The 23089-nt window shown below is 73.9% G+C and carries 14 protein-coding genes; 6 read left to right on the top strand and 8 right to left on the bottom strand.

Annotation, left to right across the window (positions count from 1 at the left end; all coding sequences use genetic code 11):
- Window positions 1–127 precede the first annotated feature (127 nt).
- Window positions 128–3481 (bottom strand): S8 family serine peptidase, encoded by a 3354-nt coding sequence (locus tag ACFO60_RS25490; protein WP_380844254.1) that lies wholly within the window; start codon window positions 3479–3481, stop codon window positions 128–130.
- A 275-nt stretch (window positions 3482–3756) separates the two neighbouring features.
- Here ACFO60_RS25490 and ACFO60_RS25485 point away from each other — a divergent pair, with 275 nt between their 5' ends.
- The 4 genes from ACFO60_RS25485 (at window position 3757) to ACFO60_RS25470 (ending at window position 8472) form a co-directional block, all read left to right on the top strand.
- On the top strand, window positions 3757–4725 hold the full coding sequence (locus tag ACFO60_RS25485; RefSeq protein ID WP_380844252.1) for a helix-turn-helix transcriptional regulator: 969 nt from the start codon (window positions 3757–3759) through the stop codon (window positions 4723–4725).
- 348 nt (window positions 4726–5073) lie between these two features.
- Window positions 5074–6246, top strand: a complete 1173-nt coding sequence (locus ACFO60_RS25480; protein ID WP_380844250.1) for a lactate 2-monooxygenase — start codon at window positions 5074–5076, stop codon at window positions 6244–6246.
- A gap of 487 nt (window positions 6247–6733) precedes the next feature.
- A complete protein-coding gene (locus ACFO60_RS25475; RefSeq protein WP_380844248.1) occupies window positions 6734–7882 on the top strand; it encodes a cellulose binding domain-containing protein in 1149 nt (382 codons plus the stop codon).
- Window positions 7883–8058: 176 nt separating this feature from the next.
- Complete coding sequence (locus ACFO60_RS25470; protein WP_380844246.1) at window positions 8059–8472, top strand: hypothetical protein; 414 nt, start codon at window positions 8059–8061, stop codon at window positions 8470–8472.
- Window positions 8473–8633: 161 nt separating this feature from the next.
- On the opposite strand, the gene ACFO60_RS25465 is transcribed toward ACFO60_RS25470, so the two are convergent.
- From ACFO60_RS25465 to ACFO60_RS25455, 3 genes are all read right to left on the bottom strand, one after another.
- Entirely contained in the window at window positions 8634–9608 is a 975-nt protein-coding gene (locus ACFO60_RS25465; RefSeq protein WP_380844244.1) for an acetylxylan esterase, read from the bottom strand.
- Window positions 9605–12142 carry a glycosyl hydrolase family 95 catalytic domain-containing protein gene (locus tag ACFO60_RS25460; protein ID WP_380844242.1) on the bottom strand — a complete coding sequence of 846 codons (2538 nt, stop codon included), beginning with the start codon at window positions 12140–12142 and terminating at the stop codon, window positions 9605–9607. Before ACFO60_RS25460 ends, ACFO60_RS25465 begins: the two co-directional genes overlap by 4 nt.
- 114 nt (window positions 12143–12256) lie before the next feature.
- A complete protein-coding gene (locus ACFO60_RS25455) occupies window positions 12257–13423 on the bottom strand; it encodes an ROK family transcriptional regulator (protein WP_380844240.1) in 1167 nt (388 codons plus the stop codon).
- A 168-nt stretch (window positions 13424–13591) separates the two neighbouring features.
- On the opposite strand from ACFO60_RS25455, the gene ACFO60_RS25450 reads away from it, so the two are divergent.
- Window positions 13592–15688, top strand: coding sequence for an alpha-galactosidase (locus tag ACFO60_RS25450; protein WP_380844238.1), 2097 nt, complete (start codon window positions 13592–13594; stop codon window positions 15686–15688).
- 135 nt (window positions 15689–15823) lie between these two features.
- Here ACFO60_RS25450 and ACFO60_RS25445 read toward each other — a convergent pair whose 3' ends face one another.
- The 4 genes from ACFO60_RS25445 to ACFO60_RS25430 all read right to left on the bottom strand — a co-directional run bounded on the left by ACFO60_RS25445 (window position 15824) and on the right by ACFO60_RS25430 (window position 21211).
- Complete coding sequence (locus tag ACFO60_RS25445; protein WP_380844236.1) at window positions 15824–17671, bottom strand: serine/threonine-protein kinase; 1848 nt, start codon at window positions 17669–17671, stop codon at window positions 15824–15826.
- Between the two features lie 129 nt (window positions 17672–17800).
- The gene (locus ACFO60_RS25440; protein ID WP_380844234.1) at window positions 17801–18226 is read right to left on the bottom strand and encodes an ester cyclase; all 426 of its coding nucleotides are present in this window, start codon (window positions 18224–18226) and stop codon (window positions 17801–17803) included.
- A gap of 181 nt (window positions 18227–18407) precedes the next feature.
- Window positions 18408–19883: a sensor histidine kinase gene (locus tag ACFO60_RS25435; RefSeq protein WP_380844232.1), complete on the bottom strand. Its 1476-nt coding sequence runs from the start codon at window positions 19881–19883 to the stop codon at window positions 18408–18410.
- Between the two features lie 161 nt (window positions 19884–20044).
- Window positions 20045–21211 carry a M20 family metallopeptidase gene (locus ACFO60_RS25430; protein WP_380844230.1) on the bottom strand — a complete coding sequence of 389 codons (1167 nt, stop codon included), beginning with the start codon at window positions 21209–21211 and terminating at the stop codon, window positions 20045–20047.
- Window positions 21212–21585: 374 nt separating this feature from the next.
- Between ACFO60_RS25430 and ACFO60_RS25425 the strand changes: the two genes are divergently transcribed.
- On the top strand, window positions 21586–23058 hold the full coding sequence (locus ACFO60_RS25425) for a nitronate monooxygenase (protein WP_380844228.1): 1473 nt from the start codon (window positions 21586–21588) through the stop codon (window positions 23056–23058).
- The last annotated feature ends 31 nt before the right edge of the window (window positions 23059–23089 follow it).

Genomic DNA, 23089 nt, shown 5'->3' with positions numbered 1-23089 from the left:
CCTCGCAATGACGTCGCGCCCCGGCCGGGGATCACGACGCTGTGATCCCGGCCGGGGCGCGAGGTCGTGATCCGGCCGGGCGGGTGCCGCGGCCGGCCGGATCACGGTGTTGCGGTGTCGGAGCAGGTCAGTGGGCCTTCACGGTGAAGCCGCCGGTGAGCGGGCCCAGTTCGACGGTGTAGGCGCCCGGGACCTTCCTGCACACCTCGAACGAGAGGCGCACCGCCTTGCCGGCGCCCACCTTGACGGTCTGACGCTGCTCCACCTGGTCGCCGACCCGAAGGACGGCGTCGTACCCGCCGGCCTTCTCCCCGACGTTCTTGACCCACGCGGTGATCCGCACCGGGCGTCCGGGACGGACGGCGTCCGGGCTCACGTCCAGCTCGCCGAGGGCGAAGCGGGGCTCGGGCCCGGGGGTGCGGTCGTGGACGAAGACGTCGGAACGCCGGTTGGTGTCGCCCGTGGTCAGGTTCGCCGAGGTGCTCTGGAAGGCGACGTACCGCCCGTTCCCGCTGAGCGCCGGCAGCTCGCTCGAGCCGTCGCCGTCGACGCCCTTCGGGTCCGCGGAGACGCGCTCGGTCTTCCCTGCCTTCATGTCGCGCACGTACACGTCCGTCCGCCCGTTGCCGTCCGGGCCGGCGAGGTCGGTCGCGTAGCTGTAGAAGGCCACGGTCTCGCCGTCGGCGCTGACCGCGGGGGCGAAGGACCAGTCATTGGCGGGGCCGCCGCCGGGGGCCGCCGACACCAGCGTGCTCGTGCGCGCCTGCCGGTCGTAGCGGTAGATGTGCCACCCCTTGGGCCCGGTGCCGATGTAGACGACCATCCGCCCGTCGGCGCTGATGATCGGGCTGTTCGGCTCGATGCCCTCGGGGGCGGCGACCAGTTCGGTCGTGCCGGTCTGCCGGTCGCGGACGAAGACGTCGATGCGCTCGTTGGTGTCGCCGGCCACCAGGTTGGTGGCGCTGCTCTCGAACGCGACGAAGCGGCCGTCGGCGCTGATCGACTGCTCCCGCGAGTTTCCGTCGCTCTCTGCGCCGCCCTGCCCGGCCGAGACGCGCTCGGTCGTGCCGGTCTGCCGGTCGCGGACGAAGACGTCGGTCCGGCCGTTGGTGTCGCCGCTCACCAGGTTGGTGGCGTCGCTGTTGAAGGCGGCGTAGCGGGCGTCGCCGCTGAGCGCGGGCTGTGAGGTCAGCCCGTCGCTCAGGCCGCCGTCGGAGGCGACGGAGAGCATCTCGGTCCTGCCGGTCTGCCGGTCGTGCGCGAAGGCGTCGGTCTGGCCGTTGGTGTCGCCGGGGACCAGGTTGGTGGCGCCGCTGCTGAAGCCGACGTACCGCCCGTCTCCGCTGAGGGTCGGGACCAGCGAGAAGGCGTCGGCCTGGGTGCCGTCGGAGGCGACCGAGACCCGCTCGATGGCGCCGGTGCGCAGGTCGGTCACGAAGACGTCCAGGTCGTCGTTGGTGTCGTCCGGGACGAGGTTGGACGCCATGCTGGCGAACACCACGGCACCGCCGTCGTTGCTCAGCTTGGGCCACCAGCTGTCGTTGTCGCCCTGTCCGGCCCCTTCGGCGAGCGAGACGCGCTCGGTGGCGGGGGACCGGGGCAGGACGATGTCGGCCCGTCCTTGCGGCTTGCCGCCGCGGACGCCGACCCCCTGCGGGTCGGAGCGGGACACGCCGGGGGACACCGCGGCGATCCGGTAGTCGCCCTCGGGCACCTCGGAGATCGTGTACTTGCCGTTGAGATCGGTCGTGGCCGCGAGCCGGTCGGGCACGCCGAGCACCGTGACCGTCGCGCCCGGCACCGTCGAACCGGTCGGGCCGTACACCACCGTCCCGGAGATCTTGCCGCGGCGGGTCTGCTCGAGCGCGGTACGCAGGTCGGTGAAGCGGTTCGCCTGGACGCGGACGCGGGCCGACGCCGGCCGGTAGCCGAACCGGGTGAGCTTGAGGTCGTAGACGCCAGGGGTGAGCCGCGTCTCGAACCGGCCCTGCGCGTCGGTCGTGACGGTCCGGCCGTTGTCGGCCCGGGTGACGGTCACGCCGGCGAGCGGCTTTCTGGTCTTGCCGTCGGTGATCGTGCCGCGGACGCCGCTGGTGAGGGCGGCCTCGGCGACGGCGGCGTAGGCGTCGATGCGCCCGGCGCCGTAGCGGCTGTTCGGCCGCTCGCCGTAGCGCTGGTCGGCGAGCGCGGTGCCTTCCAGGATGTTCAGGGTCTCGTCGACGCCGAGCTCGGGACGGGCCTGCAGCATGAGCGCGACCGCGCCGGACACGTGCGGGGTCGCCATCGAGGTGCCGCTGAGGACGCCGTACTCGCCGCCGGGCATGGAGGAGAGCACGTCCACGCCGGGCGCCGAGATGTCGGGCACGATGTAGGAGTCGGGCCAGTCGCCGGGCGCGTCGATCCAGTCGTTCCGGTTGACCGTGCCGCCGCAGGAGAACTCCGGAACGTTGTCGTCGGAGTCGGTGGCGCCGACGGACGCGGCCTCGTAGACGTTGCCGGGGCTGCTCGACCCGCCGGGCAGGCACTCGTTGCCGATGGCGAAGGACGGGAAGGCCCCTGCCCGGTAGATGTTCCGGGCGGGCTCGATCATCTCGTCGGCATAGCCCTCGCCGCCCAGCGACATGCTGACGACGTCGGCGGGCTTGCCGGCCGGGCGGCCGTGCGCGTCGAACGGCGCGATCGCCCACTGCATGCCGGCGATCACCTGGGCGAGCGTGCCCTTGCCGCCGGGGATGACCAGGCCCGCCATCAGGTCGACGCCGGGCGCCACGCCGATCTGCGTGCCGGAGGCGTTCCCTCCCGCGATCGTGCCGGCCACGTGCGTGCCGTGGTAGGCGCTGTCGTGGGGCGTGGAGGGCACCGGCGTGCCGTCCTCGGCGAACTCGATCCAGCCGCCCGGGTGAGCCGGGTCCGCGGCGTCGTCGGTGGCGAGCTTCCCGGTGAGGTCGGGGTGGGAGATGTCGACGCCGGTGTCGAGCACCGCGACGCGCACACCGTGGCCGTCGAGCTTGCGCTCGCTTCGCACCCGGTCGGCGCCGATCTTCGTAAGGCCCCACGTCTGCTCGCCGGCGTCGGCGGCCCGGCGTGAGGCGGCGGGATCGGCGGGCTTGGTCTCGGGGGCCTTGAGCTCGAAGTTGGGGATGACCCGGTCGACCAGGGCGAGGTCTGCCAGCGCCTCGATGGTGTCGGGCTTGGCCCGGACCAGGACCATGTTCTTCAGCCAGAACGTGTTGACGACCTGATCGCCTTGCGACTCGACCAGCCGCGCAATGGGCGCCTGCATGGCCGCGGCCGCGCCGGCCAGGCCCTCGCGCACCTTGGCCGGGCCGGACGTCTCCGGCGGCAGGCCGGGACGGGCGCCCAGCACGACGACGGCCTCGATGCGGCCGTCGGACCGCGCCCGGGTGTCGTTCATGCGGTCGACCAGCTCAGGGGCGATCTTCCCCCGATGGGCGGGCGCGCCTTGAGGGTCTTGTGCCATCGCCGGGCGCGCGGGCAGGACGGCGGCGAGCGATCCGAGGACCAGCAGCGCGGCAAGGGTGAGGCGTTGCCCGCGATCTCGCAGTGTGGACGGAATTATGGCGGGCTCCTTATGAGATATCTGGCCCAGGGGTGACGACCATGAACGCTGGCATCAGTGGTCATCTACTGACAAGCTGAGCGAGCGGCGAATTCCTGCCACATGTCGGAAAGGCGACACGACAGGTCGGCGGCCGTTTCGGGAAGGTGACCGCACCGTTTCGCGAGGAGGACGGCATGCTGGAGGCCATCGGACTGAACCGGCAGGACGAGTCGGTGTACGACGCGCTCGTCCGCAGGACGCGGGCCACGCTGTCCGAACTCGCCCACGACTGCCAGTTGCCGCTGTCGGCCGCGCGGCGCACCCTTCGGTCGCTCGTCGACCTCGGATTGGCCACCCGCTCGACCGGGCGTCCCGTGCGTTACGTCGCCGTCTCGCCGGACAGCGGGCTGGAGGCCGTCCTGCGCGAGCGCGAAGCCGGGCTGAACGAGGTGCGCGTGCACATCCGCACGCTGATGACGATGTACCGCGCGGGCACCCGGTTCGCCCACCCCGGCGAGCTGATCGAGGTGGTCTCCGGCCGCGACGAGGTCAACCACCGCTGGGTGCAGATGCAGCAGAACACCCGCGTCCAGATGCGCGGTTTCGACCGGCCGCCCTACGCCGCCCCGCAGGCGCACACCGAGCCCAACCCCGTCGAGCTCGCCCTGCTGAAGCGCGGCGTGAAGTACCAGGTCATCTACGACAGGAGCGCGCTGGAGCTCCCCGGCTGGCTGGAGGACGTCACGGTCGGCATGCGTCACGGCGAGCAGGCGAGGATCGCCGCGGACCTGCCGATGAAGCTCGGCATCTCCGACGACCGGCTGGCCATCATCCCGCTGCTGCGGCCCGGCGACGACACGGTCACCGCGTCCTACCTGATCCACCCCTCACCGCTGCTGGACGCGCTGGTCGCCCTCTTCGAGGTGATGTGGGCGCGCAGCGTGCCCGTCCAGCACACCGTGCCCGCCATGGAGGAGCTGTCGGAGGAGGAGGCGCGGCTGCTGACGCTGCTGGCGGCCGGGGCGACCGACAAGGCGGCCAGCCGCGCCCTCGGCTGGAGCGAGCGCACCGTGCAGCGCCACGTCACCAAGCTGATGCAACGCGTCGGAGCCCAGACCCGCTTCCAGATAGCCATGGAGGCCACCCGCCGCGGCTGGATCTGACGAGCCTCGCACCCCTCCGCCGACCGGCCGGAGGACACCGTGGAGCGCCGGGTATGCGGCCCCGCGACCATGATGAACCGCTCGGGAGAGCAGGTTCGGCGGACGCGACCAGGTGCGGGTCATCTTCGTCATCAAGCCGGAGCGCGTCGCCGGCGCCAGGTGAGGCGGCCGTCGCACGGGGCGGCGCCATGCCCTGCGCCGCCGGGTGAGGGTCGTGCGGGGCGCGGCTCTGTGGACGGAAGCCGCGCCGGCCGCGATGATCGTCAGGGACGTGGCACGGAGCCGGATCGCCGCCGCGGCGATCCGGGACCACGGCATGGCGGGGCAGACGAGAGGCACGGCCTGCTGATGACGAGCGCGCACTGGGCGGACTTCCAGTACGAGATCTACCTCAACGGCCTGACCGGGGCCGTGCCCCGGCTGCCGACCGATCTCACCCGTCTGGAGGAACTCGCCGAGCGGATGCTCGGCCCGGGCCCGTTCGGCTACGTCGCGGGCAACGCGGGCAGCGGCAGCACCGCCCGCGCCAACCGTGCGGCGCTGGACCGGTGGCGCATCGTGCCGCGCGTGCTGCGCGACGTCCACCGGCGCGACCTGTCGGTGGAGGTGCTGGGGCGGCCGCTCCCCGCCCCGCTCGCCCTGGCCCCGGTCGGCGTACTGTCGATCATGCACGCCGAGGCCGAGACGGCGGCCGCCCGCGCGGCCGCCGCCCGCGACGTGCCGTTCATCCTGTCGTCGGCGTCCAGCACGCCCATGGAGCGGGTCGCCGAGGCGATGGGCGACGCCGAGCGGTGGTTCCAGCTGTACTGGCCCAAGGACCCCGACGTGACCCGCAGCTTCCTGGACCGGGCCAAGGCGGCCGGGTACACCGCCCTGTTCGTCACCCTGGACACCCCGATGCTGGGATGGCGCCCCCGCGACCTGGACCAGGCGTACCTTCCGTTCCTGCACGGCGTGGGCACCGCCAACTACTACACCGACCCCGCCTTCCTGGCCGGACTCGCCAAGCCGGTGCGCGAGGACCCGGAGGCGGCCCTGCGGCACTTCCTGGGGATGTTCGGCGACCCCGCCAAGAGCTGGCCCGACCTCGCGTTCCTGCGCGAGCACTGGGACGGCCCGATGGTGCTCAAGGGCGTCCTCCACCCCGACGACGCCCGCCGCGCCGCCGACGCGGGCATGGACGGCGTGGTCGTCTCCAACCACGGCGGCCGCCAGGTGGCAGGCTCCGTCGCCGCGGCCGACGCCCTGCCCCACGTGGTCCAGGCGGCCGGCGACCGGCTCACGGTCCTGTTCGACAGCGGCGTGCGCACCGGCGACGACGTCTTCAAGGCACTCGCCCTCGGGGCCCGCGCGGTGCTGGTCGGACGCCCCTACGCCTACGGGCTCGGCCTTGAGGGGCAGGCGGGCGTGGACCACGTCATCCGCTGCCTGCTCGCCGAGCTGGACCTGGTCCTCGGCCTCGCCGGGCACGCCGGCCCGGGTTCGGTGACCTCCGGCGACCTGGTCAGGGAGTTCGCGTGACCGCCGGCGTGAGCATCCTCGTCCGCCCGCACGCCGGCGGCCGGGCCGCCGGGACCACGCCGCCCGGCCCGTCGCCCCGCTGACATTCCGAGGACGGGCTGAGCACCCCGCCGGGGTGCTCATGATCCTCAGCGAGGCTCTGACAAGGGCGCCCGGCTGAAACTTTCAGCCGGGCGAGGCCGTCACCTGGCCGGACCCATGCCGAGGCGGGCGGAACTTGGACCGTATCGCCTTCCCCGCCGCACGATCCCCGCAGGGGGCTTCTCGCCTGACCCTGCCGCCGCGCGCGGCCGGGCGCCGGCCCGTCGTCGAAGGGCCATGCCGATGCGAGCGATCGGGAGGGACCGCCGAGCCGCTTCCGGATGGCTCCACGGCGTCCGCACCGGCGCCGGTCCATGCCGGCCGGTCTCACCGTGAACGGCGCCACCTGCTCCTGACCTCGAGCGGCCCGGCCGGATCGGGCCCCTCCCGCGCGAAAGGATCGACCATGCGGGTCCACCGATCACGCCTCGCCGCCGCCTCGCTCGGCGCCGCTCTGCTCCTAGGGGCCGGCACCTCCCTGGCCTGGGCGGACGCCGCCGTCCCCGGCCGCGCCGGCGGGCCGACGCCCCCCATACCGGCACCCGTGCCCACGCTGCCGCCGACGATCACGCCCACGCCGTCCGGGCCCGACATCACGCCGCCGAGCCGGCCCGGCGACATCGCGCCCCGCATCGTGTACCTCAACAACGCCGCGGGCCTGAGCTGGACGCCGTCCACCGACGACGACGCGGTGGCGGGGTACCAGGTGTACGTGCGCAAGGACGGCGCCTTCTCCCGCGCGAACGTCGTGATGACGAACGTGGGAGCGTCGAGCGTGACGGCCACCGTGGGTGACCTCGCCGGGAACCGCGACTACCTGTTCTACGTGGTCGCCGTCGACGCCGCGGGCAACCTCAGCGAGCCGTCCGACCTGGTGACGGCCCGGGCGATGGTGGAGCCGCCGGCGCCCCTCCCGAGCCCGGGCCCGGACATGGCCTCTCCCACCGCGCCGTACGGCGTCGGCGTGGCGGGAGGGCTCAGCGTGCCGGGAGGGGTCACCCTGTACTGGAGCCAGTCCAGCGACCCCGGCGGCTCCGCCATCCGGTACGACGTGTACCACCGCACCCCCACGGGCTACCAGTACGACAGTGAGAACTCCATCCCGCGTGCCATCGTCAGCGGCCTGGTCGGCGGGCGGCCCTACACCTTCCAGATCGTGGCACGGGACACGGCCGGCAACCTGAGCGCTCCGTCGGCTCCGTTCACGGCGGTCGCCCAGCCGGAGACGCCGCCCGCGCCGTGCGGGGTCGTCTACTCCGCCACCACCTGGCCCGGAGGGTTCACGACCAGCGTGAAGATCACCAACCTCGGCGTCGTGACGGTCAGCGGCTGGAAGCTCGCCTTCTCCTTCCCGCTCGCCGAGCAGCGGCTCACGGGCGGCTGGAGCGCGATCTGGACGCAGTCGGGCAAGGACGTCACCGCCGCGGCGCCGGACTGGAACAAGGACCTCGACCCCGGCGAGTCCGTGTACGCCGGCTTCTACGGCACCTACACGGGCGAGAACCCCGCGCCCGCCTCCTTCACGCTGAACGGGACCACCTGCGCCCCACGCTGACAGCGGCCGGACCCACCGGGACGAGCACACTGGAAACCTTACTTTTAGTGACAAAATACACATCATGGGATGATTGGGATTATCTGCTCAGAGGGTCGGGTTGAGCCCCCTGTAACACGCACGAAACACCCATGGTTCGGAGACACCGGACGGGCGTGCGTGGCAAGGAGAAGATCATGAACACGATCACTCGGCGCCTCGCCACTGCGATCACCGCTCTCACCCTCACGGGCGGTGCACTGTTCGCCGCGGGCGGCGCGGCCTCGGCGGCGTCCAGCACGGGAGTGACACCCGGGGATACCGTCGCCGACCGTGACCGTGGTGAGCACGGACACGGCGTCCGTCACCTTTGGGACGGCCACCGTCTGTGGTACCGGTTCACCGGCCACGGTGACTGGTACAGCAAGAGCCACGGCAAGCACTACCGCTTCGACGGTCACCGCTTCTACAAGTGGAGCGACGGCAAGTGGAAGTCGCTGTCGGCTCACTATGCCGAGGACCACGGCTTCGACCGCGGGGACTTCCCCCGCGGTTGGCACCACGGCCACGGTTCCTCGCATCACCACGGGTCCGGCCACCACGGCCGCTGAGCACCGCAAGGTGACCGGGTCGCGAACGGGGGCGTCACCGCTGCCCGCGGTGGCCATGACCCGGTAGCGATCCGGCGGTTCGAAGGATCACACGGTGCGGCGCACGGCGGCCGGGGAGAACCCCACGGCGCCGCGCGCCGCACCGGCGCCCGCCCTTCCCGCTACGGCACGGCCGTCAGCGCGGGGTGGAAGGCCGCGAGGGCCGTCTCCAGGTCGAGGGAGCCGCCCGCGTCGTGGCCGTTGAACTCCCACGCCCGGATCTCCTTGGGGCCGGTGTAGGCGTGGAAGGCCCCGAAGGCGGTGGACGGCGGGCAGACCTGGTCGAGCAGGCCGGTGGAGAACCAGGCCGGGGCCGTCGCCCGCCGCGCGAACGCGATGCCGTCGAAGTAGGCCAAGGTCGTGAAGACGTCCGCCACCGAGGTGCGATGCGCGGCAAGGTATCCGGATATTTCCTGGTACGGGCCGTCGTTGCTGGTCCGGACGGCGTGCCGGATGTCGCACATCAGGGGCGCCTGGACGTGCAGCGCGCGCAGGCCGGGCACCAGGCCGGCGACGGCGAGGGCGATCCCGCCGCCCTGGCTCGCGCCGGTGACGCCCACCCGCGCCGGGTCGGCCAGGCCGGCGTCGCGCACCGCCCGCACCGCCCGCACCGCGTCGGTGTACACCCGCCGGTAGTAGTACGTCTCCTTGCCGGCGATGCCCCGCGTCATGAACCCCGGATAGGCGGGGCCCGCCCCCACCGGGTCGGGGGTCCCGCCGCCGCCCGCGTAGGCGCCGCCCTGGCCGCGGGTGTCCATCAGCAGGTGCGCGTAGCCGGCCGAGGGCCAGAGCAGGTCGTCCAGCGGATGGCCGCGGCCGCTCGCGTAGCCGTGGAACTGCACGACGGCGGGCAGCGGGCCGTCGCGGTGCCGGGGGACGCGCAGCCATCCCTTGACCAGGTGCCCGCCGAACCCGCGGAAGGCGGCGTCGAACACCTCGATCGTGCGCAGTCCCGTGGCGACGGGGGTGAGCACCAGGTCGAGCGGATGGGCGTCGGCCGCGTCCAGCGTCTCCCGCCAGAACGCGTCGAAGTCCGCCGGCTCCTGGTAGGCGCTGCGGTACTCCCGCAGGTCCGCCGGCGCCTCCGCGGCCGTCATCGGTGCCCCTCCGTCTTCTCCCGCAGGGCCTGCGAGGGGCCGAGGACGACCTCGCCGCCCGCGCCGACGGTGATCTCCGTCGTCGTCCCGCCGTGGCGCACGCGCACGGTGCGCGGCCCGGCCGCCAGTTCGTCCCGGACGGTCAGCGAGGACAGCGCGCCGTCCCGCCAGGCCAGGTCGACGCTCCACCCGCCCCGGCAGCGGACGCCCCAGGCGGTCCCGTCGGGCCATTCGGCCGGGACGGCCGGCAGGACGTGGATCACTCCGCCGTGGCTCTGCACCGCCATCTCCAGCAGCGCCGCCACGAACCCGTAGTTGCCGTCGATCTGGAACGGGGGGTGGGTGCTGAACAGGTTGGGCAGCAGGCCGCCCCAGCGCGAGCCGTCGACGGGCACGTCCACGGTGGGGTCTTCCTCGTACGGACGCGTCGCCTCCAGGAACAGCTCCCTCGCGGTGCGGGCGTCGCCCAGCCGCGCGCGAAGCGCGATCTTCCAGGCCCACGACCACCCCATGGCGCCCGGGCCGCGGGCGTCCAGCGAGCGGGCGGCGGCGGCCGCGAGGTCCGGCGTCGCGGCCGGGTCGATCTGTCCCAGTGGGAAGAGGGAGACAAGGTGCGACATGTGCCGGTGGCGCGGGTCGTGCTCCGGATGGTCCTGCGCCCATTCGCGCAGCCGGCCGTCCGGCGCGACCTGCGGCGGGCGCAGCCGGGGGAGCGCCGCGCGCAGGCGCTCGCCGATCGGGTCGTCCAGGCCGAGCTCGTCCGCCGCTTCCAGGCAGTGCGTGAACAGGGCGCGGATGAGCGCCATGTCCATGGGAGCGGAGAAGGTGAGCGACTCCGGGGTGGACCGGCGCGACACGAACAGGTTCTCCGGCGAGGTGGAGGGGATGGTGTCCGCCCACCCGTCCGGGCCGTCGACCAGCCAGTCCAGGCAGAACTCGGCGCAGCCGCGCAGCAGCGGCCAGGCGCGGTCACGCAGGAACGTCAGGTCCCGGCCGAACTCGAAGTGCTCCCACAGGTGGTGGGACAGCCAGACGCCGCCCATCATCCAGATCGCCCACGAGGGGTTGCCGTGCCCCATGCCCACCGGCAGGGCCCAGCCCCACATGTCGGTGTTGTGGTGAGCGACCCAGCCGCGCGTGCCGTACAGCTCCCGGCTGACGTCGGCCCCGGTCCGCGCGAGGCGCTCGATCAGGTCGAACAGCGGCTCGTGGCACTCGCCCAGCCCCGCGGCCTCGGCGCCCCAGTAGTTCATCTGGGTGTTGATGTTGATGGTGTAGTTCGAGGACCAGGGCGGACGCATGTCCGCGTTCCAGATCCCTTGCAGGTTGGCCGGCGGGCCGCCGCCCGGACGGGACGCCGACGCGAGCAGGTACCTGCCGAGCGCGACCATGACCGTGGCGCGCAGGTGCTCGTCCGTGCCGCCGAGGACGTCGCGCGCGACGTCGAACGTTCCGGCGCGCCGCGTCCCGACCACGAGCCCGGTCCGGCCGAGCAGGGCCCGCAGGTCCGCGCGGTGGGCGCGCAGCGACTCGCTGGCTCCCTGCGCGGCCGCGGCCTCGGCGGCCCGCCCGGCGCGTGCCAGGTGGTCTTCGCGGGACGCCGGCGCGGGCGCCGCGCCGCCCGGCCGGGCCCAGTCGTCGGCCGCGGCGGTGGAGCTGGTGAGGACGACGAGGGCCCGGGTCATGCCGCGGACCGACCAGGCGTCCCCCGAGACCGAGACCTGCCCGTCGGTGCGCACGCGGACCGCGGCCGCGGCGAACGGGTCGTACCCGCCGGGCCCGGAGCCGCCGGGGGAGTGGTAGCGCAGAGGGTCGGGGACGCCGGGCTCGTGCGGCGGGGCGCCGTCGACCGGCACCTCGACGCCGAGGACGAGCCCGGACGCGGCCGCCGCCCGGTGGACGACGCGCAGCGGTGAGGAGAGTTCGAGCCGCATGTCCACGGCGCCGCCCTCGGCGGTCACCTCGACGCACACCGCCCCCGCCGGCCGGCTCGCCCAGGTACGCCGCCGTACCCGCCGTCCAGAGAGGTCCATGACCTCGGTGACCACGCCGTCGTCGAGGTTCAGCGTCCGGCCGAGGTAGGCCGCGCCGTCCGGTTCCCCGCCGCCGTGCCACTCGGCGGCGCCGTCCGGCCCGTCGCCGTCCCGCCCCGCGCCGTCGCCGGGCGGCTCCGCGCCGCCGGACGGGGCGAGGCTCATCCACAGGTCGGTGAAGGGGAGGTACAACTGGCTGTACCTTCCCTCGAACGACATCAGCAGGTCCTCGGCCCGCCGGTGGTCCTCCTCGCGGACGGCCTCACGCACCTCGGCCAGCCGGGAGGGACCCGCCCCCGAGGCCAGGACCTCCGCCAGCGCCCTGGCCGGGCCGCCCGGCTCGCCCGACCAGACCGTCGAGTCGTTGACCTGGAACCGGGCGCGGTGCGCGCCGCCGAACACCATCGCGCCGAGCCGGCCGTTGCCGACGGGCACGGCCTCGAACCAGTTCGACGCGGCCCCTGGCCAGGACAGTATGAGATCGCCGTCGTCGTCGTTCATGCTCGCTCCACTTGCGCGGCTCGCCTGCCGCCGTAGATCTGATGGGGTGTCGCCGCCGCGGATCCGCCTGTGATCAGGCCAGGCCGGCGGGGGAATCGGAGGGGGCGCCGGGGGTCAGAGGGCGACGAGCGACTGGATGCTCACCGCGGCCGCTCCACGGGCCCACTGCTCGAAGGGCAGCGGCCGGATGGACAGCGGGCACTCGACGGCGGCGCCGAAGGCCTGGCGCTCGAAGCCCGCGCGGATGTGCTCCCCCAGCAGGTCGTAGGCGGCCAGCCCTTCACCGGAGACGACGATGCGGGCGGGACCGACCAGGTTGGCCACGGCCGCGATGCCCATGCCGATCGCGGTGCCGCCCCGGGCGAAGACGGCGCGGACGTCCTCGTCCCCGCCGCGCGCCAGGGCCACCGCCTCGTCGAGGGTCAGGCCGGCGCGGCCGGTGCACTCGCGCGACCGCCGGACCAGGGCGTGGGTGCCGGCGATGGCCTCCACGCAGCCGCGGCCGCCGCAATGGCAGTCAGGGCCGTTCGCGTCGACGCCGATGTGGCCGATCTCGCCCGCCACGCCGTGCGAGCCGGAGACCAGCCTGCCGTTCACGACCAGGCCGCAGCCGATGCCGGTGCCCACGGTGACCAGGGCGAACGACTCCGCGCCCACGCCCTCGCCGAACCAGTGCTCCGCCGTGGTCAGCGCCTTGACGTCGTTCTCGACGGTGACGGCGAGCCCGGTGGCCTCGGCCGCGCGCTCGCGCAATGGCACGTTGCGCCACCGGAGGAACGGCGAGTAGCGGACCAGGCCGCCGTCGCGGTCCACGTCGCCGGAGACGGCGATGCCGAGCCGGCGGGTGCGCTCCCGGAAGCCGCCGGGGCCGCCGAGCAGCTCTTCCACGAGCAGCGCGACCTCGGCGAGGACGGCGCCGGGGGAGGGATCGGACAGGGGACGGTGAGCCGAGGCCCGCACCTCGGTGCACAGGTCGCACACCACGCCGATCAACTCGTCGGCGGTGATCTTCACCCCGACGAAGAACTCGCGGTCGGCCTGGACGGCGAGCGGGCTGGCGGGGCGCCCGGCGCCCGGGCCCGTGCGTTCGGTGGCGGCGAGCTCCCGCAGGTAGCCCATCTCGATGAGCGGGCGCGCCGCCTTGGTGACGGCGGCGGAGGACAGCCCGAGGCGGCGCGCGAGGCTGACCCGGCTCAGTGGTCCTTCGGTCAGGACCGCCGTGAACACCGCCGTCGCCGCGGGAGTCTCGGTCAGCGCGCCGGTGCCGGTCTCGGAAGACATGGCCGAAACATAGGCTTAATAATTTCCTTCGTCAAGTATTGATTTCGTCAAGAACACCGTCCTACGCTCGGCCCACTCGACCGGCCCGCCCCTCGTGGGACGCGTCCGCCGCCCAGATCACCGGCTCGCCATCCACACCGCCGGCCCACCGCCCAGACCGAGGACCAGATGCTCGCAGTGCAGTTCCATCCTGACCGCCGCCTGTGGCTGCTGCGCGGCCCCGCGTCCTCGTACGCCGTCCGGCTCGCCGAGGACGACAGCGTACGTCATCTCCACTGGGGCGCCCCCCTGACTTTGGAACAGGCCGCGGAGCTGCAGGAGCGCACCACGCCCGCGGCGAGCAGCTTCGAGGCCGAGCCGGAGGCCGACGAGCTGGCGGTGGAGGCCGGCGCCCGCTTCGGGCCGCCCAGCCTGCTCGCCCGCTTCGCCGACGGCACCCGCGGCATCCAGTGGCGGTACACCGGCCACGACATCGACGGCGGCCACCTGCGCATCCACCTGCGCGACCGGCACTACCCGCTCGAGGTGACCCTGCACTACCGGATGCGCGCCGACGGCGACGTCGTCGAGCGGTGGACGGTCGTGCGGAACCTCGGAGAGCGGGAACCGGTCACCCTCCTGCGCTGCGACTCGGCCTCCTGGACGGCGCCGCGCCGCGAGCGCTACCGGATGAGCCACCTCGTCGGCGGCTGGAACAGCGAGTTCCAGTTGCGGCGCACCGAGGTGCCCGTGGCCGAGACGGTGATGACCAGCCGGCGCGGCCTGACCAGCCACCATGCCAACCCCTGGCTCGCCGTCGACGACGGCACCGCGGACGAGGAGCACGGCGAGGTGTGGAGCACGGCCCTGGCCTGGAGCGGGAGCTGGCGCGTCACCCTGCACCGCGACCCGGTCGGCCGCACCACCTGGACCGGCGGCTTCGGCCACGAAGGGCTCATCTGGTCGCTGGCCCCCGGCGAGGAGCTGGAGACCCCGGTGTTCGCCGGCCTCTACACCGCCGGCGGGTTCGGCGCGGCCGGCCGCGCCTGGCACGCCTACGTCCGCCGGCACGTGCTCTCCCACCCCGGCGAGATCCGGCCCGTCCTCTACAACTCCTGGGAGGCGACCGGGTTCGACGTGGACGAGGCCGGACAGATGGCCCTGGCCGCGCGGGCCGCGGACCTCGGCGTCGAGCTGTTCGTGATGGACGACGGCTGGTTCGGCGCGCGCGGCAGCGACCGGGCGGGCCTCGGCGACTGGGCGCCCAACCCGTCCCGCTTCCCCGCCGGGCTCGGCCCGCTCGTGGCGGAGGTACGCAGGCTCGGCATGCGTTTCGGCCTCTGGGTGGAGCCGGAGATGGTCAACCCCGACAGCGACCTGTACCGGGCGCACCCCGACTGGGTGCTGCACATGGCAAACCGCGACCGCACCGAGATGCGCCACCAGCTGGTGCTCAACATGGCCCGGCCGGACACCGCCGCCTGGGCCCACGGGTGGCTGGACCGGCTGGTGGCCGAGCACGCCATCGACTTCCTCAAGTGGGACGCCAACCGCCCGTTCACCGAGGCCGGATGGCCCGGCCACGAGGACCCCGAGCGGGTGTGGATCGAGCACACGCGAGCCGTCTACCGCATCATGGACCGGCTGCGCGCCGACCATCCGGGCCTGCGCATCGAGGCGTGCGCGGGCGGCGGCGGCCGGGCCGACCTCGGCATACTGGCCCGCACCGACCAGGTGTGGATCTCCGACAACACCGACCCGGTCGACCGCCTCGGCATCCAGGACGGCTTCAGCCGGCTCTACCCGGCGCAGGTCATGAGCGCCTGGGTCACCGACAGCCCGAACGGGGTCACCGCCCGGCGCACCCCGCTGCGCTTCCGCTTCCACGTCGCCATGGCCGGCGTCCCCGGCATCGGCGGCGACCTCACCGCGTGGGCCGAGGACGAGCTGAAGGAGAGCGCCGAACTGGTCGCCGCGTACAAGCGCGTGCGTCCCGTCGTCCAGCACGGCGAGCAGTACCGGCTGCGCGGCGACGACGGCACGCTCACCGCGTGGGAGTACGCGCTCGGGGACGACCACGTCGTGCTCGCCTGGTGCGTCACCCGGCCGTTCGGCCACGGCCCGGCGCCGCTGCGCCTGGCCGCGGTAAGCGCGGAGGGGACCTACCAGGACCTCGCGACCGGAGCCGTCCATGCGGGGGCGGTGCTGCTGCGGTCGGGCCTGCCGCTCGACCTGCCGCCCGGCGATCACGCCAGCACCCTCGTCCGCCTGCGCCGGATCCGGTAGCGGTCATGTGCCAGGCGCCGGCGGAGGCGTTCGCCGAGGCGCCGCGCACGGGGAGCACGGCGGAGTGCTCCGGGACCAGCGCGACATGTTCGACGGGGAGGACGAGCGACCGGGGGGAGCTGAGCCCTCAGGGCCTCAGCCGGTTCCGTGCACCGTGAAGTCGTCGAAGGACACCATGGTGGTGCCGCCGCCCGACTCGGGCACCTGCGCGGCGAGGCCGACCTGGTTGTGCGCGGTGACAGGCGGCGTCCCCGTGTCGGTCACGTCGAACAGCCGGTTCCCGTCGATCCACAGCGTGAGCCGGGCGGCGCCGCCTTCCTGACGGCAGGACGCCTGGAGACGCACGTCCTGTCCGATGCGGGGCGCGGTCGTGCGCACCGGGGGCGCCACGTCGAGCCGGGTTCCCGAGGCGTTCCGCACGACGCGGGCGGTGCCGTCCAGGCCGAGCAGGAACGCGTAGCCGCTGGGGACGTCCTCGTCCCAGCGGCACAGGACACCGAAGGCGCCCCGTCCCGACGTGCCCTCGCGCGTCCGCGCCGTCACGCCGACCATCACGTCGCGCCCGGCCGCCGACGCCGGGGCAGGGGTCTTGGGCGGCACCGGCGACAGGCCGACGCCCTGCGGGTCGGCCTGGTCGGCGCGGATCGTGTACACGCCGCGGGCGATCTCGTACCCGTGGGTGACGCGGTCGGCTCCCTGTGCCTCCGGCCGGAAGTCGTAGCCGTCCCAGTTGCCGCGGTCGCTGAAATCGTCCTGGTAGAGCAGCGTGCCCTCGGCCGGCACCCCGCCGCCGGAACCGGAGGTCAGCGACCGCGCCAGCACGATGGCGATCGGGACGAGCACCACCAGCCCGGCGGCGGCCACCCGGAGGAGCAGCCGCCGCGAGGGACGCCCGCGGGGTGACGGCGCCGCGCCGCTCGGCCGCCCCGGCCCTCCGGCGACCCGCGTGGCCGGTGTGGCCGGTGTGGCCGGCGTGGCCGGTGTGGTCGGTGTGGCCGGTGTGGTCGGCGCCGCCGTCCGGGCGGGCGCCGGATCCGTCCCGCCGACCGTCGCCGCCTCGGTCCGCGCCTCCGCGTCCGCCTTCGTCTTCGCGTCCGCCGGCCAAAGGGGCTCCGCGGGGCGGGTGCGCGTCAGGACGTCGTCCCGCGAGCGGGAGCCCGGAAGGTCGTGGCCGGTGAGCCCGCGCAGCAGTTCCTCGGCGGTGGGCCGGGCGCGGGGGTCCTTGTCCAGGCAGGCCAGCAGCGACGGGCGCAGCTCGCCGGGCACGCCGGACAGGTCGGGCGCGCTGGTGGCGACCGAGACCAGCAGGGCGGGCACCGTCGCGCCGGAGAAGGGAAGATGCCCGGTGGCGGCGTACACCATGGTGCAGGCCCAGGCGAACAGGTCCGACGCGGTGCCGGGCGGCTGCCCGGCGAACTGCTCGGGCGCGATGTAGGCCGGGGTGCCGATCAGACCGGACGCGGTGGTGGCGTGGTCCAGGGCCCGGGCGATGCCGAAGTCGATGACCACCGGCCCCTCGGGGCCGAGGATCACGTTGCTCGGCTTGAAGTCGCGGTGCACCACCCCGGCCCGGTGGATGGCGGCGAGCGCGGTCAGCGTGGCGACCGCCAGGCGCTGCAACCCGCTGCCGGAACGAGGGCCGTCCGCGGCCACCGCCTCGGCGAGGGAGGCCCCCGGGATGTACTCGCTGACGACGTAGGGCCGGCCGTTGAAGGTGCCCACGTCCAGCACCCGCGCGGTGCAGAACGCCGCGACCCGCCGCGCCGTCTCGACCTCCCGCACGAACCGCCGCCGGCTCTCGGCGTCACCGGCCGCCCTGGCGTGCAGCACCTTCACCGCGACATGAGGCCCCGCCGCGAGGCCGTCGCGATCCACGGCCTGGGCGAGATAGACGGTTCCCTGGCCGCCCTCGCCGAGGACGGCGCTCAGCCGGTGGTCGCCGACGCGCTCGGGGTCTCCCGGCTCCAGGCCACGCCCGCGCACGGCTCACCTCTCGATCGTCTCGGCATCCGGGGTGCGAGGGATCACGATATGGCCTGCCGGCCGGGCAGAGAAGTGGCCGCGGCGCCCGGCCTCGCGGGCCCCGGTGGACAGGCCGATCGCGAGAGCGGGTCAGCCGGCGAGACAGGAGACGCCGAGTTGGCTGAGCATCTCCAGCTGGTCGTAGTAGACGCGCTGGCTGGTGATCAGCCCGTTCTCCATGGTGCGCACGTCGCAGCCGCGGACGACGACGCGCCGGCCGGTCGGCTCGGCGACGACGCCGGAGGGCAGGAGCAGGGGGCCGGTGTGGGTGCTGGTGAGCGTCCACTCGAAGATCACCATGTCGCCGCACGTCCCCTTGTCGTGGACCGTCACCGCGACGTCGGGGAACGCCTCGTGGTAGAGCGCGAAGTAGGACGTGATCTCCTCGCGTCCCTCGGCGAGACCGCCGGGGCAGACGTAGCTGGCGCGCGGGTCGTACAGAGACGCGGCCCTCGTGAGATCACAGGCGTTGAACGCGGTGATCAACTCGTCCGTGACTTCTCGATCGTCGGACACCGTTGAGCTCCTTGATGGGTGACGTGCCGGCGCTCATGGAGGAGGGCGCCGGTGGCGGGGAGATCTGCCATGGCCTCACAGGGATGGGGCCGATGATGTGGTGACGGGGGCGCGGGGGGCCGGGGGCGAGCCGGGACGCGTTGCCGAGGGAGCGCTCCGGGGAGCGCGGACGGGCGGGGGGTCAGGCGCGCCGGGCGGGGGTCTGCGGTCCGGAGGGGGGCTGCGGCACGGCGCCGAGCTCCATCACGCCGGGCACGTCACCGTGGACGGGGGGAGAGGACTCGGTCAGGTCGATCAAGGGCAGCCGCAGGACGAAGCGACCGCCGCGCGGCGAGTCCTCGACGCGCAGCGTGCCGTTGTGGGCCTGGGCGATGTCGCGGGAGATGGCCAGGCCGAGCCCGCTGCCCCCCGGTTCGCGCCGCCGCCCGTCCTCAAGGCGGACGAACCGCTCGAACACCCGCTCGCGGTCCTTCGGGGCGATGCCGTCGCCGTCGTCGTCAACGATGACGACGGCCTGGTCGCCCGCCCGCTCCACGGTGACGTCGACTCCGTCGCGGGCGTGCCGCCGGCCGTTGGCCAGGAGGTTGTCCAGCACCCGGATGAGCTGCACGGGGTTGCCGAGGACGGTGATGTCGCGTTCGCCGTGGACGTCGATCGGCACGCCGCCGACCGGCAGGGTCGCGATGGCCTCGCGCACGAGCGTGAGCAGGTCGAGCGGCTCGTGTTCCGCCGGGCTGCCCGAACGGAGACGGGCCAGCACCAGCAGGTCCTCGACGATGGTCTCCAGCCGCTGGGTGAGGGAGAGGGCGTCCCTGATCGTCTGCCGGGGGTCGACGTCGTCGGGGTAGAGCACCGACTCCTCCAGCCGGGCGCGCAGCCCGGCGATCGGGGTCCTGAGCTCGTGGGAGGTGGTGGAGGCGAACCGGCGCTGCTGCTTCACCGCCTCCTCCAGCCGCGCGAGGGTCTGGTTGGCGGTGCGGGCGAGCAGGGCGTACTCGGTGCGGCCCGGCGGTTCAGGCACCCGCAGGCTGAGGTCGCTCACCGTGATGTCGGCCATGGTCGCGCGGATCGCCGCCACGGGCCGCAGGGAGCGGCCGCCCACCCACCAGTTGCCCCATGCGATGAGACCGGCGGCGAGCAGGACCCCGGCGGTCGTGACCAGTTCCAGCCGGTGCCCGGCCAGGATGCGCGGCTGGGCGGTCCCGCTGTAGACGAAGTGGGAATCGCCGTGCCAGATCCCGCGGACCTCGAACGGGGCGAGACGGACGGCGGTGTACATCACGCACCCTTCCCCCGCCCGGCACCGGGTGCCCTCCTGGATGCGGTTGTCGACCGGAGGCCGTAGCGGGCTGAGGGGCGGCCTGTTCATCGCCGCGGCGCTCGCCGTGACCACCCGGCCGTGGGAGTCGACGAGCTGGAGCAGGTCGATGCGCCCTTCCGGCGCCGGCTTCGGGATGTGACCGGGCTCCATGGAGGCGATCCAGTTGGTGGCGGTCCTTTGCGCGTCGCGGAAGACGTAGGCCTCGATCCTGTCCGTGACCAGGAAGTCGATGCCCGCGCCGATGATGATGAGGAAGATCAGGCACGCGCTTCCTATGATCAGCGTGGACCGCGCGCGCACCGACGCCGGCAGAAGGGACAGCCGCCTGCCTCCCAAGGTGACCTCCTTCCGCTGTGATAAAAGACCAGGTCAGGTCAGATTCGAAGCTATCCGCCGCGCAGGCGATCAAGCAATGCGGAGCCCATATCCGGACCAAACGCAGGCCGGAACATTACCGGCACCAGAACCGCTCCCCCCGGAGGCAGGGGCATGCGGGTTCAGGCGAGCGACGCCCGGATCAGGCCGGCGAGCAGCGCCGCCCGGCGGGGCATCTCGGCCACGACCACATGCTCGGTGTCGGCGTGGGCGCCGCCGCCCACCGCCCCCAGCCCGTCGAGGGTCGGGCAGCCCACCCCGGCGGTGAGGTTGCCGTCGGAGGCCCCGCCCACGCCGGCGCCGGTCACCGGGCCGAGGCCGAGCTCGGCGGCGATCCGCTGGGCCAGCGCGAACAGGCCGGCCGAGGAGGCGTGTTCCAGGGGCGGGCGGTTGGGGCCGCCGAGCACCTCCAGGCGGGCGCCGTCCAGCCGCGGCGACAGGGCCCTGATCAGTTCGTCCACCCGCTTCTGCGCGGCCAGCGTGGGCACACGGACGTCCACGGTGAGCCGGGCCGTCGCGGGCACCGTGTTCCTCGTGGTCCCGCCCGCCACCACCGTCGGCGTGACGCTCGCCCCGCCGGTCTCGACCCGTCCCGTCCCCGCCCCACCGGCGCCCGGCGGCCCGTCGTTCGCTCCGCCGGGGTTCGGCCGTGCGTCGTTCACCTGGTCGGCGATCGCGGCGACGGCGAGGATCTGGTGGGCGAGCTCGATGCCCGCGTTGATCCCCTTCTCGGGGTCCAGGCCCGCGTGGGCGGCGCGGCCGTGGACGACGAGCTCGTAGGTCGAGATGCCCTTGCGCGCGGTCTTCAGCGCGCCGCCGTCGGCGCTCGCCTCCAGGACGAACGCCGCCGCGCGGCCCCGCGCCGCCTCCTCGACCAGCTCGCGCGAGGTCGGCGAGCCGAGTTCCTCGTCCCCGGTGACCAGCACGCACACCCCGTCCAGCGAGGGCAGCGCGGCCAGCGCGTGGAACATCTGAACCAGGCCGGCCTTCATGTCGAACACGCCCGGCCCGCGGGCGATGCCGCCGGCGACCTCCCAGGGACGGGCCCGCAGCGACCCCATCGGCCACACCGTGTCGTGGTGGCCGACGAGCAGCACCCGCGGCGTGCCGAAGCTCCACCGCAGATGGGTCACCCCGCCGATCAGGACGGTCTCGGGCGGCGCGCCGAGCCGCGCGCCGCCCTGGCGCGCGACCACCTCCGCGCTGCGGGCCACGGCCTGGTGGTCGGTGGAGAAGGACTCGCAGGTGACCAGCTCTTCCAGGTCCTCCAGCATGGCGTCGAGGTTCACCGCGGCCGTCCCTGGAGTTCGGTGGACATGTCTGACCCCTCCGATCGATGCGTGGCTACCGTGACCGTACGACAGTCGGGGCCCGGCGCGGTCCGGTCCCGGCAGCCATGGGTCCATGGCGTTCTCCGTCCGTCCCGGCGAGATCGCCGGGCGCCGGCCCCTCGGCCCCCGCCCTGCGGACCGGATGACCTCCGGCCGGACAGGCCGGGCCGTAGGTCCCTGCCCGAGGTCACCGCCGGATGTTGTGCTGTGGTGGTGACCTTCATGATCGTGGTCTGTGCGCGGCCCCCGGCGTGCGCCCCGCTGGAGGCGCGCACCCGGCCAGCGCACGGTCATGGGAGGTCCGGGACCGCCCCAGAGCTGTGGAGGACACCATGAACGCCGAGGTTCCCGCGATGCCCTCGATCATCCAGGGGGGCATGGGGGTGGCGATATCCGACTGGCGGCTGGCGGCCGCGGTCGCCCGCACCGGTCAGATGGGGGTGGTCTCCGGCACGGCCATCGACGTGGTCTGCGCCCGGCGGCTGCAGATGGGCGACCCCGGCGGCCACATGCGCCGGGCGCTCGCGCACTTCCCCGTCCCGGGCGTCGCCGAGCGCGTCGTCGACACCTATTTCGTCCCCGGCGGCAAGGCGCCCGGCACGCCGTTCCGCCCGGTGCTGAGGTACTCGCTGCGCCCGGGGCGGGCGCTGCGGGAGCTCACCATCGCGGCCAACTTCGCCGAGGTGTACCTGGCGAAGGAGGGACACGGCGGGCTGGTCGGCGTCAACTACCTGCACAAGATCGAGATGCCCATCCCGTTCGCCTGCTACGGCGCCATGCTCGCCGGCGTCGACTGCATCCTCATGGGCGCCGGCAACCCCGCCGAGATCCCGGCCATGCTCGACGCGCTGGCCCTTCGGCGGCCGGTGGCGCTTCCCGTGCGCGTACAGGGGGCGACCTCCGCCCACGGGGACCACCTGGTCGAGTTCGACCCGGCCGATGTCACGCCCGCGGACGGGTCCGCGCCGCGCCGCCCGCGCTTCCACGCCATCGTCGCCTCCGTCGGCCTGGCCGAGGCCCTGGCCGGCGATCCGCGGACCCGCCCGGACGGGTTCGTGGTGGAGGGGGCGCCCGCGGGCGGGCACAACGCGCCCCCGCGCGGCCCGCGCCGCTTGGACCCCGACGGCCAGCCGGTGTACGACGAGCGGGACGTCGTGTCGCCGCTGGAAATGGCGCAGGTGGGACCGCCGTACTGGATGGCCGGCTCCTACGGCACGCCCGAAGGCCTGGCCCGCGCCCTCGCGGGCGGCGCCGCGGGCGTCCAGGTGGGCACGGCGTTCGCGTTCTGCGACGAGTCGGGCATGGCCGAGGAGCACAAGCAGGGCGTCCTGGACCGGGTGAGCCGTGGTGAGGAGCGGGTGCGCACCGATCCCCGGGTGTCCCCGACCGGCTTCCCGTTCAAGGTCGTCGAACTGGACGGCACGCTGTCGGAGGAGGCCGTCTACGAGGACCGGCCGCGACTGTGCGATCTCGGTGCACTTCGCGCCGCCTATATGCGGCCCGACGGCGCCGTCGGCTACCGGTGCCCGGCCGAGCCGGTCGCCGTGTACGAGGACCGGCGCGGCGGGCGGCGGCAGAACACGGTGGAGCGGCGCTGCCTGTGCAACGCGCTGCTGGCGACGGCAGGACTCGGCCAGCACCGGGCCGACGGCTACGCCGAACCCGCCATCGTGACCGCGGGGACCGACTTCACCGCCGTCCGGCACCTGATGAGACGCCGCGGGGACGGCGGCTACGGCTACACCGCCGCCGACGTCGTCGCCTACCTGCTCGGCCGGACGCCGGCGACGTCCCGGACGTCATGACAGGCCATCGATCGCCAGGCGGGGCGCCGGC

Origin of the sequence: Sphaerisporangium dianthi (genome assembly GCF_042654065.1) — a bacterium.
GTDB lineage: Bacteria > Actinomycetota > Actinomycetes > Streptosporangiales > Streptosporangiaceae > Sphaerisporangium > Sphaerisporangium dianthi.
This window is presented reverse-complemented; position numbering and strand designations above follow the sequence as displayed.

Coding starts and splice junctions, on each gene's coding strand:
- ACFO60_RS25490 (WP_380844254.1), bottom strand. CDS start 3,481: ATGGCACAAGACCCTCAAGGCGCGCCCGCCCATCGGGGGAAGATCGCC.
- ACFO60_RS25485 (WP_380844252.1), top strand. CDS start 3,757: ATGCTGGAGGCCATCGGACTGAACCGGCAGGACGAGTCGGTGTACGAC.
- ACFO60_RS25480 (WP_380844250.1), top strand. CDS start 5,074: ATGACGAGCGCGCACTGGGCGGACTTCCAGTACGAGATCTACCTCAAC.
- ACFO60_RS25475 (WP_380844248.1), top strand. CDS start 6,734: ATGCGGGTCCACCGATCACGCCTCGCCGCCGCCTCGCTCGGCGCCGCT.
- ACFO60_RS25470 (WP_380844246.1), top strand. CDS start 8,059: ATGAACACGATCACTCGGCGCCTCGCCACTGCGATCACCGCTCTCACC.
- ACFO60_RS25465 (WP_380844244.1), bottom strand. CDS start 9,608: ATGACGGCCGCGGAGGCGCCGGCGGACCTGCGGGAGTACCGCAGCGCC.
- ACFO60_RS25460 (WP_380844242.1), bottom strand. CDS start 12,142: ATGAACGACGACGACGGCGATCTCATACTGTCCTGGCCAGGGGCCGCG.
- ACFO60_RS25455 (WP_380844240.1), bottom strand. CDS start 13,423: ATGTCTTCCGAGACCGGCACCGGCGCGCTGACCGAGACTCCCGCGGCG.
- ACFO60_RS25450 (WP_380844238.1), top strand. CDS start 13,592: ATGCTCGCAGTGCAGTTCCATCCTGACCGCCGCCTGTGGCTGCTGCGC.
- ACFO60_RS25425 (WP_380844228.1), top strand. CDS start 21,586: ATGAACGCCGAGGTTCCCGCGATGCCCTCGATCATCCAGGGGGGCATG.